Consider the following 20,465-nt stretch of genomic DNA (forward strand, 5'->3'; position numbering starts at 1 on the left):
ACTTCGGACGCTAGCCCGGGCTCCTCCGGCGGGCCGGGCGAAAGCTCCCGGCTCACCCGATAGCGGCCGCTCCGTCCGAGTTGATCAACCCAGGTTTATCAGTCTAGGTTGACGATCGTGACGGACGAGGAGCTCCTCCAGGCGAGCACCGACCTGCGCGTCGCGCTCGGGCGGCTGGTCCGGCGGCTGCGGCAGGGGTACGTCGTCGGCGAGCTGACCTTGCCCGAGCGCTCGGTCCTCTCCCGGCTCGACCGCGAAGGCCCGGCCACCCCGGGTTGTCTCGCCGACCTCGAACGCGTCAAGCCACAGGCCATGGGCGTCACCCTCGCCGGGCTGGTCGAGCGGCGGCTCGTCGAGCGCCGCAAGGACGATTCCGACGGCCGCAAGGTGCTGATGTCGGTCACCGAAGCCGGGGTCAAGCTGCTCACCGACCGCCGGTCCGCGACCACCCGGCAGATGGCGGCCGCGCTGGCCGAGCAGTTCACCGAAGCCGAGCAGCGCGAGCTGATCGCGGCCATCCCGCTCATCGAACGGCTGGCGGACCGGCTGTGAGCTACAAGTGGGTCGCGCTGTCGAACACCACGCTCGGCGTGCTGATGTCCGCGCTCGACGGCTCGATCGTCATCATCTCGCTGCCGGCGATCTTCCGCGGCATCGGGCTCGACCCGCTCGCGCCCGGCAACATCGGCTACCTGCTCTGGATGATCCTCGGCTACCTGCTCGTGCAGGCCGTGCTGGTGGTGACGCTCGGGCGGCTCGGCGACATGTTCGGCCGGGTCAAGATGTACAACCTCGGCTTCGTCGTGTTCAGCGCCGCGTCGGTCGCGCTGTCGTTCGACCCGTTCCACGCCGGCGGCGGCGCGCTGTGGCTGATCGGCTGGCGGATCGTGCAGGCCGTCGGCGGGTCGATGCTGACGGCGAACTCGGCCGCGATCCTCACCGACGCGTTCCCCGCCGAGCAGCGCGGGATGGCGCTGGGCGTCAACCAGATCACCGCGCTGGCCGGGCAGTTCCTCGGCCTGGTCGTGGGCGGGCTGCTCGCCGAGATCGACTGGCGCGCGGTGTTCTGGGTCAGCGTGCCGTTCGGGCTGCTCGGCACGATCTGGTCGATCCGCAGCCTCCGCGAAGTCGGGACACCGAAGCGCGCCAAGGTCGACTGGGGCGGCAACGTCACCTTCGCGGCCGGGACGGCGTTGCTGCTCGCCGCGATCACCTACGGCATCCAGCCCTACGGCGGCGGCGCGACCGGCTGGGGCAACCCGTGGGTGCTCGGCGGCATCGGCGCCGGCGTGCTGCTGCTCCTGCTGTTCGGCGTCATCGAGACCCGCGTGGCGGCGCCGATGTTCCAGCTTTCCCTGTTCAAGATCCGGGCGTTCGCCGCGGGCAACATCGCGGCGTTGCTGACTTCGGTCGCTCGTGGTGGCATGCAGTTCATGCTCATCATCTGGCTCCAGGGGATCTGGCTGCCTCTGCACGGCTACGACTACGAGCGCACGCCCCTATGGGCGGGTATCTACATGCTGCCCCTGACCGTCGGGTTCCTCATCGCGGGCCCGGTGTCGGGGTACCTGTCCGACCGCTTCGGGGCACGGCTGTTCTCCACCGGCGGGCTGCTGCTGGTCGCGGCGGCGTTCCTCGGCCTGCTCATGCTGCCGGTGGACTTCCCCTATCCCCTGTTCGCGGCGCTGCTGGTGATCAGCGGCATCGGCCAAGGCATGTTCTCCGCGCCGAACACCTCGGCGATCATGAGCAGCGTCCCGACCGAGCAGCGCGGGGTCGCCTCCGGGATGCGGGCGACGTTCCAGAACTCCGGAACTTCGCTGTCGATCGGCGTGTTCTTCTCGCTGATGATCGCCGGGCTCGCGTCTTCGCTGCCCCAGACGCTCACCAGCGGCCTGCAGGCGCACGGCGTCCCGGCGCACGTCGCCGACGGCGTCGCGCAGCTGCCGCCGGTCAGCACGCTGTTCGCGGCGTTCCTGGGCAGCAACCCGGTCGGGCACCTGCTCGGCCCCGACGTCCTGGACGGGCTGGCACCGGGCGACCGGGCGACGCTGACCGGCGGCGAGTTCTTCCCGCAGCTGGTTTCCGGCCCGTTCCACCACGGCCTCGTGGTCGTGTTCACCGCCGCCGCGGTGATGGCCGTCGTCGCCGCGGTGGCCTCCGCCTCGCGCGGCAAGCGCTACTTCCACACCCCCGAGGGATCGAAGGAGAACCGATGACCGACGAGATCGTTGCCGGGACCGTCACCATCACCGGCCACGGCGGGGACGAGCTCGAGGCGTACCTGGCCAAGCCGACCGACGAGATCCCGCGCGGCGGGGTCGTGGTGATCCACCACATGCCCGGCTACGACGCGGCGACCAAGGAGATGGTCCGCCGCTTCGCCGTCGAGGGCTACAACGCCTTGTGCCCCAACCTGTACACGCGCGAAGCACCGGGCGCGGACCCGGACGACGCGGCGGCGACGGTCCGCGCGTCCGGCGGTGTCCCCGACGACCGCCTGGTCGGCGACGTCTCCGGCGCCGCGGACTACCTGCGCGCGCTGGAGAACGCGAACGGCCGGATCGGCGTGATCGGCCACTGCTCGGGCGGGCGCCAGGCGTTCCTCGCCGGGTGTTCGCTCGACATCGACGCGGCGGTCGACTGCTACGGCGCGTTCGTCGTCAACGACCCGCCCGAGGCGATGAAGCAGATGAAGCCGCTGCTCGGCCTGGCGCCGCAGCTGTCGTGCCCGCTGCTGGGCATCTTCGGTGCCGACGACCAGTTCCCGGGCCCGGACGAGGTCGCCGTGCTGGCGGCGGAGCTGGAGAAACTGGGCAAGGAGCACGAGTTCCACACCTACGCGGGCGCCGGCCACTCGTTCTTCTCCGTCGACCGCCCGAGCTACCGCCCCGAAGCCGCGACGGACGGCTGGCAACGCATCCTCGACTTCTACGCCCGCACGCTGACCGCCTGAGAGGACTTGCCATGTGCACTTACCTGACCGAGAAGTTCGCCCTCGAAGGCAGCGGCAAGGGCGCCCGCGGGTGGTTCCGGCTGAGCGAAGGGACCGTGTACGTGGACCACCCGGTCCACGCGCCGTACGGGCACACGGTGAACATCGACTTCCGCAACCCGGAGCTGGGCGCTTCGGCGCGGGTCGCCCTCGAACTCACCGAAGAAGACGCCCTGGCCTTGGCGGACGCGATCCACGCGGCGGTCAAGTCCGCTCCGGCGGGTCTGGCTTCGCGGAACCAGTGATTCAGGGCGTGTAGAGCGCGCCCAGGAACTCCAGCAGGAGACGCTCCCGCAACGGCGCCGGTGCCGTTGCGAGGAGCGCGTTGATCGGGGCCATCCGGTCCGGCAGACCGGCGGCGCCGCCGAGGCCCGCGGCCGCGAGCAGGCCCGCGAACTGTTCCGACGTCAGCGTTGCCGGGTCCAGGGCCGCCACGAACTCGGCCACGGCCGCGTCGACGACGACCGGGCCCGCCTCGCGCGCCGCGTCGACCGAAGCCGCGAGGTCGGTCAGGAACTCCTTCTCGCTGCCGTGGTTCGCCGCCGTCACCGTCAGGTGGAGGTTCGCCGGCGAAGACAGGTGGGCGAACTGCGGCTGGACGTACCAGCCGCGGGCCTTCATCTCGTCCGCCACCGTGAACAGGTCGAAGCCGTCGTCGCCGGTGAAGGCGATCAGCGTCGACACCGGATCGCCCAGGACGTGCAGACCGTCGATCTCGGTGATCCCGGCCCGGATGCGGGACACGGCGGACCGCGTCGCGGTGGCCAGCGCAAGGTAGCCGTCCTCGCCGAGGTGGAGGACCACCGCCCAGGCCGCCGCGAGGGGGCCGCCCGAGCGGGTGCTCTGGATCGTCGTGTTCAGCATCGTGTAGCCGGGCCAGGACGCGCTCGCGAAGTAGTGCGAGCGCCGCAGTTCCGCCGAAGCGTGCAGCAGCACCGACGTGCCCTTCGGGCAGTACGCGTACTTGTGCAGGTCCACCGAGACGCTCGTGACGCCGGGGACGCGGAAGTCGAACGGCGGGACGTCCGCGCCGAGGCGGGCGAAGTACGGCAGCACCCAGCCGCCGATGCACGCGTCGACGTGCATCCGGACGCCGCGTTCGAGTGCCGCGGCCGCGATCGGCGCGATCGGGTCCAGGACGCCGTGCGCGTACGACGGCGCGCTCGCCACCACCAGGACCGTCGAGTCGTCGATCGCCGCCGCCATCGCGGCCGGGTCCGCGCGGAACGTCACCGGGTCGACCGGGACGTCGATCCGCCGCAGCCCGAACAGGTGCGCCGCCTTGTGGAACGCCGCGTGCGCGGTCGTCGGCAGCACGATCGACGGCGACGCGATCTCCGGGTGCGCGTCCCTCGCGGCCAGCACCGCCAGCAGGCACGACTCCGTGCCGCCGGAGGTCACCGAGCCGACCACTCCGGGCACGGCACCGAGCAACGCCGAAGCCGCCGCGACGAGGTCGTTCTCCATGCGCAGCAAGCTCGGGAACGCCGTCGGGTCTAGGCCGTTGGCCGACGACGCCAGCGCGTGCGCGGCGGCGCCGAGCGAGTCCACTTCGGACAGCCCGCTGTCGTACACGTAGGCCAGCGTGCGACCACCGTGGGTCGGGAGGTCGCCCGCGCGCAGTTCCCGCAGTTCCGCGAGGACGTCCTCAGGCGGGTTCATGGCGCGGCTCCAGCACCTTGCGCCGCAGCAGCGGCAGCGCCAGCGCGATCAGCACGCCGGGGATGATCGATGACCCGATCAGGATCGCCACGATCGCGCTGTCCGGCTGGAACGCCGTGGCGTCCGTGCTCGATACGTAGCCGCCGAACGCCAGGATGAGGGCCCACAGGCCGCCGCCGAAGGCCAGCCCGAGCGTCTCCCCCGCGGTCCACACGCCGGCCGCGATCCCGGCGCGCGTCTCGCCGGTGCGCTCTTCCTCGGCCGTGATCAGGTCGGGCAGGATCGCCAGCGGGAACACCGAGATCCCCGCGTACCCGACCCCGCACAGCGCCACGCACACGAAGGACACGAACAGCGGGATCGACTGCGCGAACACCAGGCCCAGCAGGCCGATCGCGAAGGCCGCGGTGGCCAGGCGGAAGCCGTTGAGCTTGCCGACCCGGTCGCCCAGGCGCGGCCACAGCGGCATGGTGACCAGCGCCGGGCCGACGAAGATGACGAACAGGATCGTGCCGTAGCTCTCGCTGCCGAGGATGCGCTGGGCGAAGAACGGAATCGCGGCGAGCACCGTGCCGATGCCCAGCGCCTGGATGAAGTAGGTGCCGAGCAGCCAGCGGAACGGCCGCCAGCCGGCCAGCGTCCGCACGAGCTCCTTGAGGTTCACCGTGTTGGGCCGCAGCGAGCCGACCGGCGCGTCCTTGAGCCCGAAGTACACCAGCAGCGTCGCGGCCAGCACGATCAGCCCGATCACCACGGCCATCACCCGGTAGCCGGTGACCCCGCCGATGCCGGTGCTGATCGCCGGGGCACCGCCGCCGCAGATCAGGATCGTCACGGCGAGCACGCCGATCCGGACGCTGGTGAGCTTCGTGCGCTCGGTCGCCGACTCGGTCAGCTCGGCGGGCAGTGCGTTGAACGGCACCTGGAAGAGCGCGTACGCCGTGGCGCACGCGGCGAAGGCGATCGCCACGTACAGCGCGTCCGGCAGCGGGTTCCCGAAGCCGGGGTGGGCGAACATCGCGGCGAACAGGATCGCCACGCCGATGCCGCCGATCAGCAGGAACCGCCGCCTGCTGCCGGTCTTGAGCAGGTCGGCGTCGGACAGCCGGCCCGCGATCGGGTTGAACAGCACGTCCCAGGCCTTGGGCACGAACACGATCGCGGCGGCCCAGCCCGCGGGCACGGCCATCGTGTCGGTCAGGTACTTGACCAGAACCAGGCCCGGGACCGTGCCGAAGGACCCGGTGACGAACGAGCCGAGCGAATAACGGAACCTCGTCCGGCCGGACAGCGTCGCCATGGTCCTCCTCGCAGAGCGGATCCCGATGCTGCGATCAGTAGTGGATCTCGGCCCGCACCGGGTAGTGGTCGGAGGGAATCGTGCCACCGTCGTAATGCACCAGCCGTACCGGGCCGACCTCGGCGCGTCGCACCGAGCCGACGTAGTCCAGCGAATCGCGGTAGGTCGCCGGGACGGACTTCGCCGCGGCCGGGTTGGTCGCCGCGTCGAAGGTGTACTCCCCCGCGCCGGTCGTGTGCAGCGTGCCGCCCAGTGCGGCTTCGCCCTGCTCGGCCTGGGTGCGCCCAGCGCCGTCGCGGCGGCTCTGCCCGGCCCAGTACTCGATGTTGAGGTCACCGGCGACGGCCACGGCGTCCCCGGCCGGGACCCGGGCCGCGGTCAGGTCGCGGAGTTCGCCCAGCTGCGCCATCCGGATCTCGTGCGCCTTGGGCAGCGTCTCGGGTCCTTCGTCGGCCTGCAGGTGCGTGCCCGCGAGCCAGAGCGCCTTGCCGTGCGCGAAGATCCGGACCAGCGCGGCGCCCTTGTTCGCCAGGTAGTCCGCGGTGCCCGAGTAGGAGTTCCGGTAGACGAGCTGGTGCTTCTCGGTGATCGGGTACTTGCTGAGCACGGTGACCCCGCCGTTGACGACGAACGGCGAGGTCGAGCAGTTCCCGCTCACGCTCGACCAGCCCGGCGAAGTCGAGCAGTACTGGCCGACCAGCGGGGTCTGGAAGGGGTAGGCGCCCGCGAGCCGGTCGCGCAGGTCCTCGGCCTGGGCGCTGAACGCTTCTTCGAGCACGACGACGTCGGTGTCCTGCGCGCGGATGACCTGCTCCGCGGCTTGGGCCCGGGCTTCCTTGTCGGAGGTGTTCGGGTTGGCGATCCACGGGAGCTGCCAGAGGTTGAAGCTGAGCACGCTCACAGCGGCGTCCGCGGCTTGGGCGGGTGCGGCGGTGAAAGCGGCGATGACGACGGCGGCGAGAATGGCGGTCCGGCGCACGCGGGGTCCTTTCAGGAGACGACGAAGGCGCGGGAGGTCCCGCTGAGCTGGGCGATGGCGCCGGTGATCCCGTGCTTCCAGGCACCGAAGTGGACCACCCGGTACTTGCCGACCGGCGTCTCGGCGGGGATGTCCCAGGTGACTTCGGCGCGGGACTCGCTCACGAAGGTGCGGGTCCAGCGGAACTTCGTGGCCCAGTCGCCGTCGTCGGCGTAGCGGACCCAGCGGCCGTCCGCGTACCGCTGGATCTCCAGGAACGTCCCGTCGCGGCGCAGGTCGTTCTTCGGGTGGCCGGTCACGAACGCGACCGAGACCTGCTCGCCGCGCCGGTAGCTGCTCTTCGCGTCGGTGACGACGTCGCCGAAGCTCTTGAGCAGCGGCGCGCTGTCGAAGACGACGCCGGGCTGGAAATTGACGAGCTTGCCGCGCAGGTCACGCGGGACCGGCCCGTGCGGCACGTCCGTACCCGCCTTCAGCGCGGCGGCGAGCTTCGCGAACTCCTGCTGGTACGCCGGGAGCGTGTAGCGGCCGAAGAGCGTCGACGCGCCTTCGTACTGCTGCGAGTCGTACTCCTCCGGCGTCGTCACGTACTGGCTGTAGGCGTTGGCGTAACCCTGCATCAGGACGTTCTCGAGCGGCACTCCCAGCACCGAAGCGACGGTCTTCCGGATCCGCAGCCCGGCGACGATCGTGTACTCGGCGGGCCCGGCGACCAGGTGCAACTGTCCGATGCGGACGAGCTGCAGCGGCAGCACCTCCGGCGCCCACGGGTACGGCTGCATCGCCCCGAACGGCACCGCGACGACCTTCGGCGCCTGCGCGTCCGCCAAGGCCTGCGGGATCGGCGCGTCGATGCCGCCGAGCCAGTCGATGAACGGGTTCTTGATGCCTTCGGGCAGCGGCAGGCCCGGGCCGTCCTCGGTGCTGCCGGCCAGCATGGAGACGCCGATCGCGGCGGTGCAGGTGCGGTGCGGGCGGCCGTCCGGGGTGAATTCCGGGGCCACGTCGACGGCGGACATGTCCACGTAGGTCATCCGGTGGCCGACGCCGCCGGTGACCTTTTCGCCCGCCGCGTCGAACGCGCGTTTCGCCGCCTGGAACTGGAGTTCGCCGATCCGGCGGGTGTTCTCGAACTCCGTCTCGGGCGTACCCGGCTTCAGGTTCAGGTTCGGCGTCATGTCGCCGGAGTTGGTCTGGGCGAAGGCGGCGACGAACCCGGGCGGGCCGTCGAGGTAGCGGACGCCGGCGTGGTCGTGCTCCCACGCGTAGGCGGCGTAGCCCTTGTTGTCGCTGCTGATCAGGTGGTTGCCGTTGCTCATCGACGTGCCGTGGGTGGCGAACCAGGTGATCGCGCCGACGTCCCGTCCGCCTTGGCGGAAGCGCAGCACGGTGACCGCGGGGTCGATCGAGAGCGGGAAGTGGTCCTTGTCGGGGTTGCGCTCGAAGGCGACCCGCGACCGGTTGGCGCTGGCCTCGGTCAGCTCGGTGCGGCCGAGGCTGAGCTCGCCGGGCTTGAGGTCGTCGTGCGCCCGGCCGATGGCGTCGACGATCCCGGCGACGACGGCGTCGTAGGTCTGCTGCTGGAAGCCGAGGATCGACAGGTCGTACGCCGCGTAGTGCGAGTCGCCGCCGCAGGCCGAGTGGGTGTGGGTGGCGTTGAGCAGGACGTTCTGCTCGGTGTAGCGCGCGCCGTACTTCTTCGCGAGTTCGCGCAGGACGCCCTGGTGCACGGACTGGAACAGCGCGCCCAGCTCGGCGGTGACGAAGACGATCCGGTGCGCGCCGTCGTCGACGATGAAGGCGCGGGCCCGGGTGCGCAGGTGGATGCCGGCGGTCTGCTGCTGCGGCATGGAGTAACCCATCATGCCGTTCTCGGCGGCGGGCCCGGTGACGTCCCCGATCCCGACGCCGACCCGCAGCTCCGGCTCGGCGGCCTCGGCGGCTCTCCCGCCGAGGCCGCCGAGCGTGGCGGCGAACGGGAGCGCGGCGGCTCCGGCCAGGACGTGACGACGGCTCACCGGCATACGGTCTCCCGACTAACGTGAACGACTTTCGCGTTAGTCGGGACCGTACGTGACCCCGGTTACCCGGGCAACCCGGCGAAAGTACCGGCAACGCCGGCGCAGGCACCGGCGAGCGGCGTTTCCCGCGACACCGGCTCCGCCCGAACTCACGTGCGGCGAGTTCGGCAAAGGTCTTGAATGACTCATTCAGGACCTCCGAAGACCTGAATGAGTCATTCAAGACGCCACCGCGCCCGTCAGGAGACCGGGTCAGCCCAGCGCGTCCGCGATCTTCGTCAGCGTCGCCGCGTCCCCGCGCAGCAGCAGCTGGGTCACCACCGTCTCCTCCCACGCCTGCAGCTCGTCCCGGATCTTCGCCGGCGGGCCGATCAGCGAGGTGTCCTCCACCAGCGACGTCGGGATCGCGGCCGTCGCTTCCTCCTTGCGCCCGGCCAGGTACAGCTCCTGCACCTTGTCCGCCACGTCCTCGTACCCCAGCCGCGCGAAGACGTCGTGGTGGAAGTTGACCGTCTTCGCGCCCATCCCGCCGATGTACAGCGCCAGCGACGGCTTGATCCACGACGCCGCCTCTTCGACGTCGTCGTGCACGATCACCGGGATCGAGCACGGCACCTCGAACGTCTCCAGCGTGTGCCGCGCCCCTTCGCGCGCGAAGCCCTCCTCCAGGGCTGCCTTGTAGAAGGCGTTGCTCTTGGGCGAGAAGAACAACGGGAGCCAGCCGTCGCCGATTTCCGCGGCCAGTGCGACGTTCTTCGGGCCCTCCGCGGCCAGGTGGATCGGGATCTCCTTGCGCAGCGGGTGCACCGTCGGCTTCAGCGCCTTGCCGAGGCCCGTCCCACCGCGCAGCGGCAGCTGGAAGTGGGCGCCGTCCAGGGTCACGGGCGCCTCGCGGGCGATCACCTGCCGGACGATGTCCACGTACTCGCGCGTGCGGGCGAGCGGCTTCGGGTACGGCTGGCCGTACCAGCCCTCGACGACCTGCGGGCCGGACGCGCCCAGCCCGAGAACCATCCGGCCGCCCGACAGGTGGTCGAGGGTCATCGCGCTCATCGCCGTGGCCGTCGGCGTGCGCGCGGCCATCTGCACGATGTTCGTGCCGAGGCGGATCCGGCTGGTGGAGGCGCCGTACCAGGCCAGCGGCGTGAACGCGTCCGAGCCGTACGCCTCCGCCGTCCACACCGAGTCGAAGCCGAGCTCCTCGGCCTTCAGCACGGCCTCCAGCGCGCCCGGGGTCGGGCCGCTGCCCCAGTACCCGACGTGGAATCCCAGCTTCACGAATGCCTCCTAGACGTTCGGCGCGTAGTGCTCGAGCTTGCCCCGCTCGGACAGCGGGGGCAGGTTCCTCCGTGGAGTCTCGACCAAGGGCGCGCCGGGAGCCACCTCGCCGCGCACGCGGCGCCAGCCGGCGCGGGCCCGCGGGTGGTAGCGGCGGTCGTGCGGGACGAGCTTGAACACGGCGTTGATCAGCTTGCCGACCCGCCGGTGCCGCCGCGCGTCGCGCTCGGACCAGCGCAGGCCGAGCAGGTCGCGGATCTCGCGGTCGTAGAGCCCGGTGGTCAGCCACACGAAATTGCGCGCGATCAGCGCGCTCAGCGGCCGCCAGAGCGGGTCCGGCAGCCAGGGCAGGAACGGCGGTTTCGCGATCCCCCGCAGGTCGAGGACGTCCCGCGTGGCCTTGTTGTCCTCCAGGACCTCGGCGCACATGTGCTTCCAGTAGCGCTGGAAGTCCTCCCAGCTCTCCGGCACCGGCCGCATGGTCATGTCGTACATCCGCCACCACGTGACGTGCTCGTCGAACAACCGGCGTTTTTCGGCCTCGCCGATCCCGCCCATGAAGTGGTCGGCGATGAGGATCGTGCTGACGAAGAACGTCGAGTGCGCCCAGTAGTAGGTGTCCGGGTCGAGCGCGTGGTAGCGCCGGCCTCGCGCGTCGACGCCCTTGATGCGGTCGTGGTAGCCGCGCACTTCCAGCGCTGTCGCGTGCGCCCGCGGGCCGTCGTAGACGACACCGCCGATCGGGTAGAGCGAGCGGAACAGCCGCTGCCAGCGCTCTTCGAAGAACCGCGAGTGCTGCTCGACGCCGGCGCCGAGACCGGGGTGCATGTTCTGCATCGACCCCGCCCACAGCGCGATGAGCAGGCCACGCCAGTCGCCGAAGTACTTCCACGTCAGCGAGTCAGGACCCAGTGGCTCCGGCGTCATCGGCACACTCCTCGTCGAGTCGAACTGACTACGTGTGTTGTCAGGCTAGGATCTGACAACACACGTAGTCAACCGAGGAGTGATCATGCCGGGCCGCACGTGGGCGGGCACGACCCTGGACGACCGGAAGGCGCTGCGGCGCGAGCAGCTCGTGGCCGCGGGCCTCGAGCTGCTGGGCACCGAAGGCTCGGCCGGGACGAGCGTCCGCGCGGTGTGCCGGCACGCGAAGCTGACCGAACGCTACTTCTACGAGAGCTTCGCCGACCGCGAAGAGCTGGTCGCGGCGGTGTACGAGCACGTCGGGGAGCAGGCGCGGCAGGCGCTCGTGACCGCCGTGCGGGACGCGCCGAGCCCGGTCCGCCGGGCCGAGAACGCCGTGCGCGCGTTCGTCGAGCTCATCGTCGACGACCCGCGCCGGGGCCGGGTCCTGCTGCTCGCCCCGCTGACCGACCCCGCGCTCACCCGCCGGGGGCTGCACCTGCTGCCGGTCTTCGCCGCGCTCGTCGGGGAACAGCTGTCCCACGGCGACGAGACCGAACGCCAGATGGTCGCCGTCGGGCTGGTCGGCGCGCTGAGCAACGTCTTCATCGCCTACCTCGACGGCTCGCTGAAGGTCTCGCGCGAGCGGCTCGTCGCCCACTGCGTGAAACTCGTGCTCGGCGCCGACGACCACTGACCTCACCTCCGACCTCGTGACACTCGCGCGGGTGATCGGGCACACTCAACCCATGCGTACCGCTGGGCGGAACGACGGCGCGAGTGGCGACGGCCTCGTCGCGGCCCGGCTCGCCGCACTCTTGGAGGCCTTCCGGCCGGGTGACGAGACGCTCGGCGTTTCCGAGCTGGCCCGCCGGACCGGGCTGGCGAAGACGACGGTGCACCGGCTCGTCGGGCACCTCACCGGCACCGGCCTCCTCGAGCGCGAAGCCGGCTCGGTGCGGCTCGGACTGCGGCTGTTCGAAATCGGCCAACTGGCCTCACCCCGCCGGGGCCTGGTCGAGGCGGCCCGGCCCTACCTCGCCGACCTGCGCGAGGCGACGCGCAACACCGTCCACCTCGCGATCCTCGAAGGCACCGAAGTCGTCTACCTCGACGTCCTGCGCGGCCCGGACGCGCCGACGCTGCCGTCCCGCATCGGCGGCCGGTTCCCCGCGCACGCCACCGGGGTCGGCAAGGCGATCCTCGCTTTCTCTCCGGAATCCGTGGTGAACCAGGTGATCGACGCCGGATTGCCCCGCATGAGCCCGAAGACGATCACCGCGCCCGGCCTGCTCCGCCGTCAGCTCACGCGGATCCGCGAGGACGGGATCGCCTTGGAGCGCGAGGAATCCGGCGTCGGCGTCGTGTGCGCGGCCAGCCCGCTGCTCGACTCCCGCGGCGTCGCGGTCGCCGCCGTCTCGATTTCCGGCTGGGCCAACCGGATGCGGACCGAACGGGTCGCGCCCGCCGTCCGGACGGTCGCGCTCGCGCTGACCAGGACACTCTCCGGGTCCACTCGGGACAGTCGGAAATAATCTTGCGGGACAAGGCTTTCGCGGTGCCTAGGCCGTCCGGCTGACGTAATCGTCCCGAGCTGGACGACTGATCGGGAGGGGCTACGATCCGTCCAATGGCCCAGCACAGCCGGGGAACGACCGGCCCGGCCCGCTCCCCCGCGACAATTCCCGGGCCGGCGGTCACCGGCTTCTCCGCCGCGCACCGGTTGCTGTCGCTCGACATCGTGCTCGCGCTCCTGGCGCTGGCCGGTGGCCTCCGGGTGCTCTACCTGGCCGCGCCCGCGCCGGCCCTGCCCGCCGAAGCCGCGAACGTCGCCCACGCCTACGCCCTCGGTCACCTGACCCCGTTCACCGACGCGGGCGGGGCCGGGATCAGCCGGTTCGGCTGGTGGCAGCTCTCGGCCTACACGATGGTCACCGACGCCTTCGGGCGCTCGGCGACGGCACTCGCGGCGGTCCGCGAGGCCGTGCTCGTCGCCGCGCTGCTCAGCGCCCTGCTGCTGTGGTTCCTGGCGCGCCGGCTCGGCTTGACGCGGTGGGCGGCGGCGGCCGCGGTGCTGCTGCTCGCGGCGTCCCCGCTCGCGCTCGGCCTGCAGCGGCTGGTCGTCGTCGAGCACCTGGCGGTCGTGTGGGCGCTGGGCGCGCTGGTGCTCATCACCCGGCCCGGCGCGCGGATCCGGCACGACGCCCTGGCCGCAGTCTGTCTCCTCGTCGCCGTGCTCACCTCGCCGCTGGCGCTGGTCTTCCTGCCTGCGGCGGGCTGGCTGCTGGTGCGGCGCGCGCCCGTCCGCGCGGCCTTGGTGGCGGTGCTGCTCAACCTCGGGCTGGGCCTCGCGTTCGGCCCGGCGGCCGCCGCACTCCGGCCGCACCTCGCCGACCGCGGCCGGCCGACGGTCACCGACTGGATCGCTCTCGATCCGGCGTGGGCGGTGCTCTCGACCGTCGCGCTGGTGGCCGCGCTCGCCGTGACCGCCTTGCGGCCGTTCGCGGTGTCCGGCTTGCTCCTCGTGGCGGCCCTGCTCGTCCCCGGGGTACCGGCCACCGCCGTGCTCGCCATGCTGGTCCCCCTCACCCCGCTGCTGCTGGCCGCGGTCGTCCAAACCGCGTCGCCGCCACGCCCCACGGCCCACCGGTGGCAGCCCGGCCGCGGTCCCGGGACGACGCTGGTACCGGTCGTCCTCGTCGCCGTGGTCGCGGCCGGCTGGGCGTACGGCTACCCGGCCTTGCGGCCGGCGGCCGACCGCGGCGGGCCGCTCGCCCAAGCACAGCAGTGGTTGCGGGCCAACGCTTCCGGCGCCCGGGTGCTGGTCGACGACGGCGCCTGGGCCGAACTCGCCGACGCCGGCTGGCCGACCGGGCTGCTCGTCCCGCCCGCCGCGTGCGCGGGCGGCTGCCCGCCGGTCGAATGGGCGGTCTTCGCGGACGGCACGACCGATCCCCGCGGCCGCTACCCCGCCCTCGGCGTCGTCTTGGCCGAAGCGGGCGTGACGGCGGTCTTCGGCGACGGCGACCGGTCGGTCACCGTGTCCCGGCTCGGCCTCCGGGCCGCCGACCCCGCCGCGCCGTCGGAGGAGTCCGCCCGCGTCCACGCGGGGGAAGCCCTGGCCGCGTCGGACCGGATCGCCCTGCCCCCGGACGCCGCCGCCGTGCTGCGCGAGGGTCGCGTGGACCCGCGGCTGATCGCGACGATCGCCGCGCTGGCGGCGATCCGGCCGGTCAGCGTCGGGGCGTTCCCCGCCGTACCCGGCGAAGATCCCGCCGGGCAGCCGCGCCGTCAGGTGCTCCTGACGGCGGGCAAGGACGCGGTGAGCGCGTTCTACACCGGCCAGCGCGACCTGTTCCGCCCGTCTTCGGTCAGCGAAACCACCGGCGGCGTGCTCGTCACCTACCCGCTGTTCGCTCCGCCGGGACTGCTGCTCCCGTTCTCCTCCCCCTGACGGCGAAAGGGCTTCCCATGCGCACCCTGCTCAGACCCGGCGGGCTGACCGCCGCGGCCCTCCTGCTCGTCGCCCTGACGCCGGTGACGGCCGAGGCGGCGACGGCCCCCGGCCCGGGCGTCGGCTGGATCCGGGTCGGCCACCTGTCGCCGAAGGTCCCGCCGGTCGACATCTACTTCGCCCCCTTCGGGCAGGCCGAGAAGGTCGTCATCCGCAAGGCCGGCTACGGCGCCGTCACGCCGTACTCCTCGCTCGACCCCGGCAAGTACACGCTGTCGATGCGGCCCGCCGACGCCTCGTCGAGCACGCCGCCCGCGCTGTCGGCCACCATCGAAGTCGCCGAGCGCAGCGCCTACTCGCTGCTGGTGTTCGCGAACGGCCCGGACGGCACGCTCAAGGGCGACCTGGTGTCCGACGACCTCAGCGCGCCCGCCGCGGGCAAGGGCCGGGTCCGGGTGGTCGAAGGGTCGGCGGCGATCGCACCGGTCACCGTGGCCGGACCGCGGGGCGTCACGCTCGCCAGGGACGCGGCGTACGGCCAGACATCGTCCTATGTGGACGTTCCGGCCGGGCGCTGGCCGCTGCAGCTTTCCGGCGGCGCGGTGAAGTCGGCGGCCGAGGTCGACGTCAAGGCCGGCTCGTCGACGACGCTGCTGGTCACCGAGAACTCCGGAGCGCTGAAGGCGACCCCCATCGCCGACGGTGCGTCGCTGCCCGACCCGCCGAAGCTGGGCGTCGAGACCGGCGGTGGCGGCACCGCGCCGTCGTCCGGTAGCCCGCTCTGGCCGGCGCTCGCGGCGGCCGGGCTGCTGGCCGCGCTCTTCGTGGGACGCCGGGCGTCCCGTGCGCGCTGACCTCGGCGCGCTACTCGTCGCGGCCCTGCTGGCCGGGGGCTGTTCAGCGGCGCCACCACCCGCCGTTTCGCTCCCGCCCGCGCCCCCGGCGGCGACCGGGCCCCTGCCGCTGCCCGTCCCGGCCGACGTCCGCCCGGTGCGGCTGCGCATCCCCGCCATCGGCGTCGACGCGGCCGCGCTGGTCCCGCTCGGACTGAGCGCGGACCAGCGGCTCGAGGCGCCCGCGCGCTTCGAAGACGTCGGCTGGTACGCCGCCGGGCCGGTGCCGGGTGACCCAGGCCCGGCGGTGATCGCCGCGCACGTCGACTCCCGCGCCGGCCCGGCGCCGTTCTTCCGGCTGCGCGACCTGCACAGCGGCGACCAGGTGTTCGTCGCGCGCTCGGACGGCCAGGAGACCCGGTTCGTCGTCGACGCCGTCCAGCGCTACCCGAAGGACGCGTTCCCGACCGGCGCGGTGTACGGGCCTGCGCCTGGCAGCGCGCTGCGGCTCATCACCTGCGGCGGCAGCTTCGACGCGGCGAAACGCTCGTACCGCGACAACATCGTCGTCTACGCCTCGACCCGCTGGGGCTAGGCCTCCTTGATCAGCCCGCGCCGCGCCAGCTCGGGCCGGACGCCGTCGCCGAACCAGTACGCCTCCTCCAGGTGCGGGTAGCCCGACAGCACGAACTCGGTCACGCCGACGCTGTGGTACTCCTCGATCAGGTCCGCGACCTCGCCGTGGCTGCCGACCAGCGCCGTCCCGGCACCCCCGCGGACCAGGCCGACCCCGGCCCAGAGGTTCGGGTGGATCTCCAGGCCGCGGACGCCGCCGTCGGTGCGTCCGCCGTGCAGCGCGACCATCCGCTGCTGCCCCACCGACTCGCTCGCCGCCAGCTGCGCCTGCGCCTTGGCGACCTGCTCCGGGCTCAGCGCGTCCAGCAGCTTCTGCGCCTCCGCCCAGGCCTCGGCCGAGGTGTCGCGCGAGATCGTGTGCAGCCGGACGCCGAACCGGATCGGCCGGTCGCCGGCCAGCTCGCGCACCTTGCCGATCTTCTCCGCGACCTGCGCGGGCGGCTCGCCCCAGGTCAGGTAGACGTCGGCGTGCCGCGCCGCGACCGGCAGCGCGGCCGGCGACGAGCCCCCGAAGTAGATCGGCGGCACCGGGTCCGGCGCGGCCAGCGTCGTCGCGCCTTCGACCCGCAAGTGCTCGCCTTCGAACGTGAACGGCTGCCCGGACCACACTCCGCGCACGATCGTCAGGAACTCGTCGGTGCGCGCGTAGCGGGCGTCGTGGTCGTGCCAGTCGCCGAAGCGCCGCTGCTCCACGGCGTCGCCGCCGGTGACGATGTTGAGCAGCACCCGCCCGCCCGAAAGGCGCTGGAACGTCCCCGCCATCTGCGCGGCGAGCGTCGGCGAGATGACGCCGGGGCGGAACGCGACCAGGAACTTCAGCCGGGTCGTCTCCCGGATCAGTGCGGCCGTGGTCAGCCACGCGTCTTCGCACCACGTGCCGGTCGGGGTCAGGACCCCTTCGAAGCCCTGCCGTTCGGCGGCCCGGGCGACTTGGGCGAGGTAGTCGAGATCCGGTTCGCGCTGTGCCGACGGGCCCTGGGACCGGTTGGCGTGGAAGCGTTCCACGATCGTGCGGCCGTCGCCGCTGGTGGGCAGGAACCAGTGCAGCCTGATGCTCATCCGTTGCTCCTGGCCTGGTCCAGATCGGGGGCGAACCGCCGGTCGGCGAACGCGGCGAAGTCCACCTTGCCCGGCAGCGTCTTCTCTGCGGTGAAGGCGTCCGCGAGCTGCTGTTCGGACGCCACCACGGAGTCGTCCAGCGCGATCGGCAGGTCACGCCCGGCGTCGACGGCCTTCCGCGCCACTTCGAGCTTCAGCCCGGTTTCCTTCGCCCAGGCCTGGGCCCACTCGGCGCGGTGCGTGTCGGCCCACTTCTGCGCCTTGACCACCCGCACGGCGAAGTCGCGCAGCGCCGAGTTCTTGCCGGGGTCGGCCAGCGCCGCGGTGCTCGCGGTCAGGAAGCCGAGGCCGTTCGAGGCGCCCCGGCCGTCGGCCAGCACCCGGGCCTGCGCTTCGATCTGCGCCTGCGCGGTGTAGGGGTCCCAGATCGCCCAGGCGTCGATCGTGTGCTGGGTGAACGCGGCGTAGGCTTCCGACGGCTGCAGGAAGTTCAGCTTCACGTCCGTTGTGGACAAGCCGTTGTTGTGCAGGGTGTTCAGCAGCTGGCCGTGCGCCGAGCTGCCCTTGGCGACGCCGATCGTCTTGCCCTTCAGCTCGGCGACGGTCCGCAGCGGCGAGTCCGGCGGGACCAGCAGCGCTTCCCGTTCGACGTTGCTGCGCGAAACGCCGATCACCTTGATCTTCGCCTTCGCCGCGGCCGCGAAGATCGGCGGCGTGTTGCCGACACGGCCGGTGTCGATCGCGCCGGCCGACGCGGCCTCGAGCAGCGGCGGGCCGGAGGTGAAGGTGGCCCATTCGATCTTGTACGGCGTCCCGTCCAGCTGGCCGGCCGCGGTGAGCAGCGACTTGACGCCGCCCTTCTGGTCGCCGACCTTGAGCGTCACCTTCGCCAGGTCCGCCGCGCTCACCGGCCCCGGCACGGCCGCCTGGTCGGCGCCGGTCGCCGAGCCGCACCCGGCCAGCACCAGCGCGGCCGCGACGGCCGCCATTCCTTTACGCCACAGCATCTTCGGTCACTCCCAGGTCCGCCAGCACCCGGCGGCGGAGGTCGTCGTGGTCATCGGTTTCGCGTGGCCGGTGGGTGGCCACGATCCGGCCGCCGTCGAGCACCAGCACCCGTTCGGCGAGGCGAAGGGCCTCGTCGACGTCGTGGGTCACCAGCAGCACGCCCGGCCCGTGCCGGCGCCAGAGATCCAGCACCAGGCCGTGCATCGCGATGCGGGTCAGCGCGTCGAGGGCGCCGAAGGGTTCGTCGAGCAGCAGCAAGTCGGGTTCGCGCACGAGCGCGCGGGCCAGTGACACGCGCTGTGCCTCACCGCCGGACAGCGTGAGCGGCCAGTCGTCGGCGTGCTCGGCCAGGCGGACCTCGGCAAGCGCTTTCTCTGCCAGCGCGCGGTCGCCGGACTTCAAGCCGAGGACGACGTTGCGCCAGACCTTCCGCCACGGCAGCAGCCGCGGCTGCTGGAACGCGACCGAGACGGTCCCGGTGACGACCGCGCTGCCCTCGAGGTCGCCGTCGAGGCCGGCCAGGACGCGCAGCAGCGTCGACTTGCCGGAGCCGCTGCGGCCCAGCAGGGCGACGAACTCGCCGCGCTCCACGGTCAGGTCGAGTCCACTGAGGACGGTGCGGTCGCCGAACCGCTTCGTGAGGCCGCGGACCTCGGCTACCGGGTTCGCCACCGCAGCACCTTCCGTTCGAGCAGCCGGACCAGCGCGTCGGTGACCAGGCCGAGCAGGGCGTACAGGACCAGGCCGACGACCACGACGTCGGTGCGCAGGAACTCGCGCGCGTTGTTGATGAGGTAGCCGACGCCGGCGTCGGCGTTGACCGTCTCGCCGACGATCAGCGCGAGCCAGGCGATGCCGAGCGACTGCCGCAGCCCGACGAGCCCTTGCGGCAGCGCGCCGGGGATGACGACGTGCCAGAGCCGTTCCGCGCGGCTGAACCCGAGTGCCCGCGAGGCTTCGACGAGGTCGGGGTCGGCGCCGCGGATTCCCGAGTGGACGTTGAGGTAGAGCGGGAAGGCCACGCCGAGCGCGACCAGCACGATCTTCGTTTCCTCGCCGATGCCGAACCACAGGATGAACAGCGGGATCAGGCCGAGGAAGGGCAGCGTGCGCAGCATCTGCACCGGCGGGTCGACCAGCACCTCACCCCAGCGGGACAGCCCCGACACGATGCCGAGCACCGCCCCGACGGCCGCGCCGATCGCGAACCCGGCGCCGACCCGGCCGAGCGAAACCGCGAACGCGGTCCCGAGTTCGCCGCTGCGCGCGACTTCGGCGCCGGCTTGCACGACCGTCCACGGTGAACTGAGCTTGTCGGGCGGCAGGGCGCCGGTGGCGCTCGCGAGCTGCCAGGCGGCCACGAGCACCACCGGGCTGATCCAGCGCCGGAGGTCGAGGCGCCGCGCCTTGCGCGGTGGCCGAGGACCGGCCGGCCGGACGCGCGTGAGCACGCCCGTGGTGGAAATCGACACGGATTTCTCCCGGGGACAGGGGTTTCTTCGCTTGCGTGGCCCCGACCTTCCGGTCCCCGGGAAGCGAAGTCAATCCGCGCCCACTCCGTGAACGCCCCGTGTTTCAGCCCGTGGAACGACTTGGCTCAGCCGCCGAACATGACCTTCCATTCGGCGAGCGACCGCGGCCGGTAGACGAAGTTGCTGCGCTTCACTTCCGACAGCGCGGCCGACGGCTCCGCCGAGTACTGGTGCCCGGGGTAGACGACCGGATCTCCGGCGAGCCCGGCGAGCTGCTGCAGGCTGCGGTAGATCTCTTCGGCGTCGCCGCCGGGGAAATCGGTGCGGCCACAGCCTTCGAGGAACAGGGTGTCCCCGGAGACGAGCTTGCCCTCGACGAGGAAGCACTGGCTGCCCGGCGTGTGCCCGGGCGTGTGCAGCAGGCGGATCGGGATGGCTCCGACTTCGAGGACGTCGTCGTGGTCGTGCGCGCGCAGGTCCGTCCCGGACACCCCGGTGACCCGCTTGACCCACTCGGTCTCGGCCCCGTTGACGTGGATCGGCACCGGTTGGACGGCGAGCAGCTCGGCGATACCGGGCAGCGAGAAGCCGAGCATGTCCCCGCCGACGTGATCGGGGTGGTGGTGCGTCGCCAGCACGCCGGTCAGCCGCATCCCGTCGCCCGCCAGCACATCCAGCAGATCCTGCACGGCGTACGCGGGATCGACGATGACCGCGTCCCCGGTTTCGCGGTCGCCGATCAGGTAGGCGAAGTTCAGCATCTGCGTGGCGACGGAGTCCCCGACGGCGAAGTCGCGGCCGGCGAGCAGCTGCCGGAAGTAGAGCCGATCAGTCATGCCGGACACCCTACGGTCCGGCCGCC

The 20,465-nt window shown here is 72.1% G+C and carries 20 protein-coding genes; 9 read left to right on the forward strand and 11 right to left on the reverse strand.

Features of this window, described 5'->3' with window-relative positions:
* The first annotated feature begins 117 nt into the window (after positions 1-117).
* Genes H4696_RS10530 through H4696_RS10545 form a run of 4 tightly spaced genes read left to right on the forward strand, consistent with a single transcriptional unit; the run spans position 118 to position 3,240 of the window.
* Positions 118-552 (forward strand): MarR family winged helix-turn-helix transcriptional regulator, encoded by a 435-nt coding sequence (locus tag H4696_RS10530; protein ID WP_169734979.1) that lies wholly within the window; start codon positions 118-120, stop codon positions 550-552.
* Positions 549-2,219 carry an MFS transporter gene (locus tag H4696_RS10535; RefSeq protein WP_086860052.1) on the forward strand — a complete coding sequence of 557 codons (1,671 nt, stop codon included), beginning with the start codon at positions 549-551 and terminating at the stop codon, positions 2,217-2,219. The genes H4696_RS10530 and H4696_RS10535 overlap by 4 nt, the downstream gene beginning before the upstream one ends.
* Positions 2,216-2,956: a dienelactone hydrolase family protein gene (locus tag H4696_RS10540; protein WP_086860050.1), complete on the forward strand. Its 741-nt coding sequence runs from the start codon at positions 2,216-2,218 to the stop codon at positions 2,954-2,956. Before H4696_RS10535 ends, H4696_RS10540 begins: the two co-directional genes overlap by 4 nt.
* A gap of 11 nt (positions 2,957-2,967) precedes the next feature.
* Complete coding sequence (locus H4696_RS10545) at positions 2,968-3,240, forward strand: DUF6295 family protein (RefSeq protein ID WP_086860049.1); 273 nt, start codon at positions 2,968-2,970, stop codon at positions 3,238-3,240.
* A 1-nt stretch (position 3,241) separates the two neighbouring features.
* Here the strand turns inward: H4696_RS10545 and H4696_RS10550 are convergent, their stop codons facing one another.
* The 6 genes from H4696_RS10550 to H4696_RS10575 form a co-directional block, all read right to left on the reverse strand.
* The gene (locus tag H4696_RS10550; protein ID WP_086860048.1) at positions 3,242-4,657 is read right to left on the reverse strand and encodes a pyridoxal phosphate-dependent decarboxylase family protein; all 1,416 of its coding nucleotides are present in this window, start codon (positions 4,655-4,657) and stop codon (positions 3,242-3,244) included.
* On the reverse strand, positions 4,644-5,957 hold the full coding sequence (locus H4696_RS10555; protein WP_086860046.1) for an MFS transporter: 1,314 nt from the start codon (positions 5,955-5,957) through the stop codon (positions 4,644-4,646). Before H4696_RS10555 ends, H4696_RS10550 begins: the two co-directional genes overlap by 14 nt.
* A gap of 34 nt (positions 5,958-5,991) precedes the next feature.
* Entirely contained in the window at positions 5,992-6,936 is a 945-nt protein-coding gene (locus H4696_RS10560) for a sphingomyelin phosphodiesterase (protein WP_086860045.1), read from the reverse strand.
* An 11-nt stretch (positions 6,937-6,947) separates the two neighbouring features.
* Positions 6,948-8,960, reverse strand: coding sequence for a neutral/alkaline ceramidase (locus H4696_RS10565; RefSeq protein ID WP_086860043.1), 2,013 nt, complete (start codon positions 8,958-8,960; stop codon positions 6,948-6,950).
* 249 nt (positions 8,961-9,209) lie between these two features.
* Entirely contained in the window at positions 9,210-10,235 is a 1,026-nt protein-coding gene (locus tag H4696_RS10570; RefSeq protein WP_086860042.1) for an LLM class F420-dependent oxidoreductase, read from the reverse strand.
* Positions 10,236-10,244: 9 nt separating this feature from the next.
* A complete protein-coding gene (locus H4696_RS10575) occupies positions 10,245-11,162 on the reverse strand; it encodes an oxygenase MpaB family protein (RefSeq protein ID WP_086860040.1) in 918 nt (305 codons plus the stop codon).
* A gap of 85 nt (positions 11,163-11,247) precedes the next feature.
* On the opposite strand from H4696_RS10575, the gene H4696_RS10580 reads away from it, so the two are divergent.
* The 5 genes from H4696_RS10580 (at position 11,248) to H4696_RS10600 (ending at position 16,023) form a co-directional block, all read left to right on the forward strand.
* Entirely contained in the window at positions 11,248-11,838 is a 591-nt protein-coding gene (locus H4696_RS10580) for a TetR/AcrR family transcriptional regulator (protein WP_086860038.1), read from the forward strand.
* 52 nt (positions 11,839-11,890) lie between these two features.
* Entirely contained in the window at positions 11,891-12,676 is a 786-nt protein-coding gene (locus tag H4696_RS10585) for an IclR family transcriptional regulator (protein WP_086860036.1), read from the forward strand.
* A gap of 95 nt (positions 12,677-12,771) precedes the next feature.
* Positions 12,772-14,595 (forward strand): glycosyl transferase, encoded by a 1,824-nt coding sequence (locus tag H4696_RS10590; RefSeq protein WP_192782231.1) that lies wholly within the window; start codon positions 12,772-12,774, stop codon positions 14,593-14,595.
* Positions 14,596-14,612: 17 nt separating this feature from the next.
* Positions 14,613-15,449 carry a DUF4397 domain-containing protein gene (locus tag H4696_RS10595; protein ID WP_086856635.1) on the forward strand — a complete coding sequence of 279 codons (837 nt, stop codon included), beginning with the start codon at positions 14,613-14,615 and terminating at the stop codon, positions 15,447-15,449.
* Positions 15,439-16,023 (forward strand): class F sortase, encoded by a 585-nt coding sequence (locus H4696_RS10600; RefSeq protein WP_086856636.1) that lies wholly within the window; start codon positions 15,439-15,441, stop codon positions 16,021-16,023. Before H4696_RS10595 ends, H4696_RS10600 begins: the two co-directional genes overlap by 11 nt.
* On the opposite strand, the gene H4696_RS10605 is transcribed toward H4696_RS10600, so the two are convergent.
* The 5 genes from H4696_RS10605 to H4696_RS10625 form a co-directional block, all read right to left on the reverse strand.
* A complete protein-coding gene (locus H4696_RS10605; RefSeq protein ID WP_086856637.1) occupies positions 16,020-17,123 on the reverse strand; it encodes an LLM class flavin-dependent oxidoreductase in 1,104 nt (367 codons plus the stop codon). The genes H4696_RS10600 and H4696_RS10605 overlap by 4 nt on opposite strands.
* Positions 17,120-18,130, reverse strand: a complete 1,011-nt coding sequence (locus H4696_RS10610; RefSeq protein ID WP_192782232.1) for an ABC transporter substrate-binding protein — start codon at positions 18,128-18,130, stop codon at positions 17,120-17,122. Before H4696_RS10610 ends, H4696_RS10605 begins: the two co-directional genes overlap by 4 nt.
* Positions 18,117-18,803, reverse strand: a complete 687-nt coding sequence (locus H4696_RS10615) for an ABC transporter ATP-binding protein (protein ID WP_086856639.1) — start codon at positions 18,801-18,803, stop codon at positions 18,117-18,119. The genes H4696_RS10610 and H4696_RS10615 overlap by 14 nt, the downstream gene beginning before the upstream one ends.
* Positions 18,788-19,603, reverse strand: a complete 816-nt coding sequence (locus tag H4696_RS10620) for an ABC transporter permease (RefSeq protein ID WP_086856640.1) — start codon at positions 19,601-19,603, stop codon at positions 18,788-18,790. Before H4696_RS10620 ends, H4696_RS10615 begins: the two co-directional genes overlap by 16 nt.
* Before the next feature lie 125 nt (positions 19,604-19,728).
* A complete protein-coding gene (locus H4696_RS10625) occupies positions 19,729-20,439 on the reverse strand; it encodes an MBL fold metallo-hydrolase (protein ID WP_086856647.1) in 711 nt (236 codons plus the stop codon).
* Positions 20,440-20,465: the final 26 nt, after the last annotated feature.

It is taken from the genome of Amycolatopsis lexingtonensis (assembly GCF_014873755.1).
GTDB classification, from domain to species: Bacteria; Actinomycetota; Actinomycetes; order Mycobacteriales; family Pseudonocardiaceae; genus Amycolatopsis; species Amycolatopsis lexingtonensis.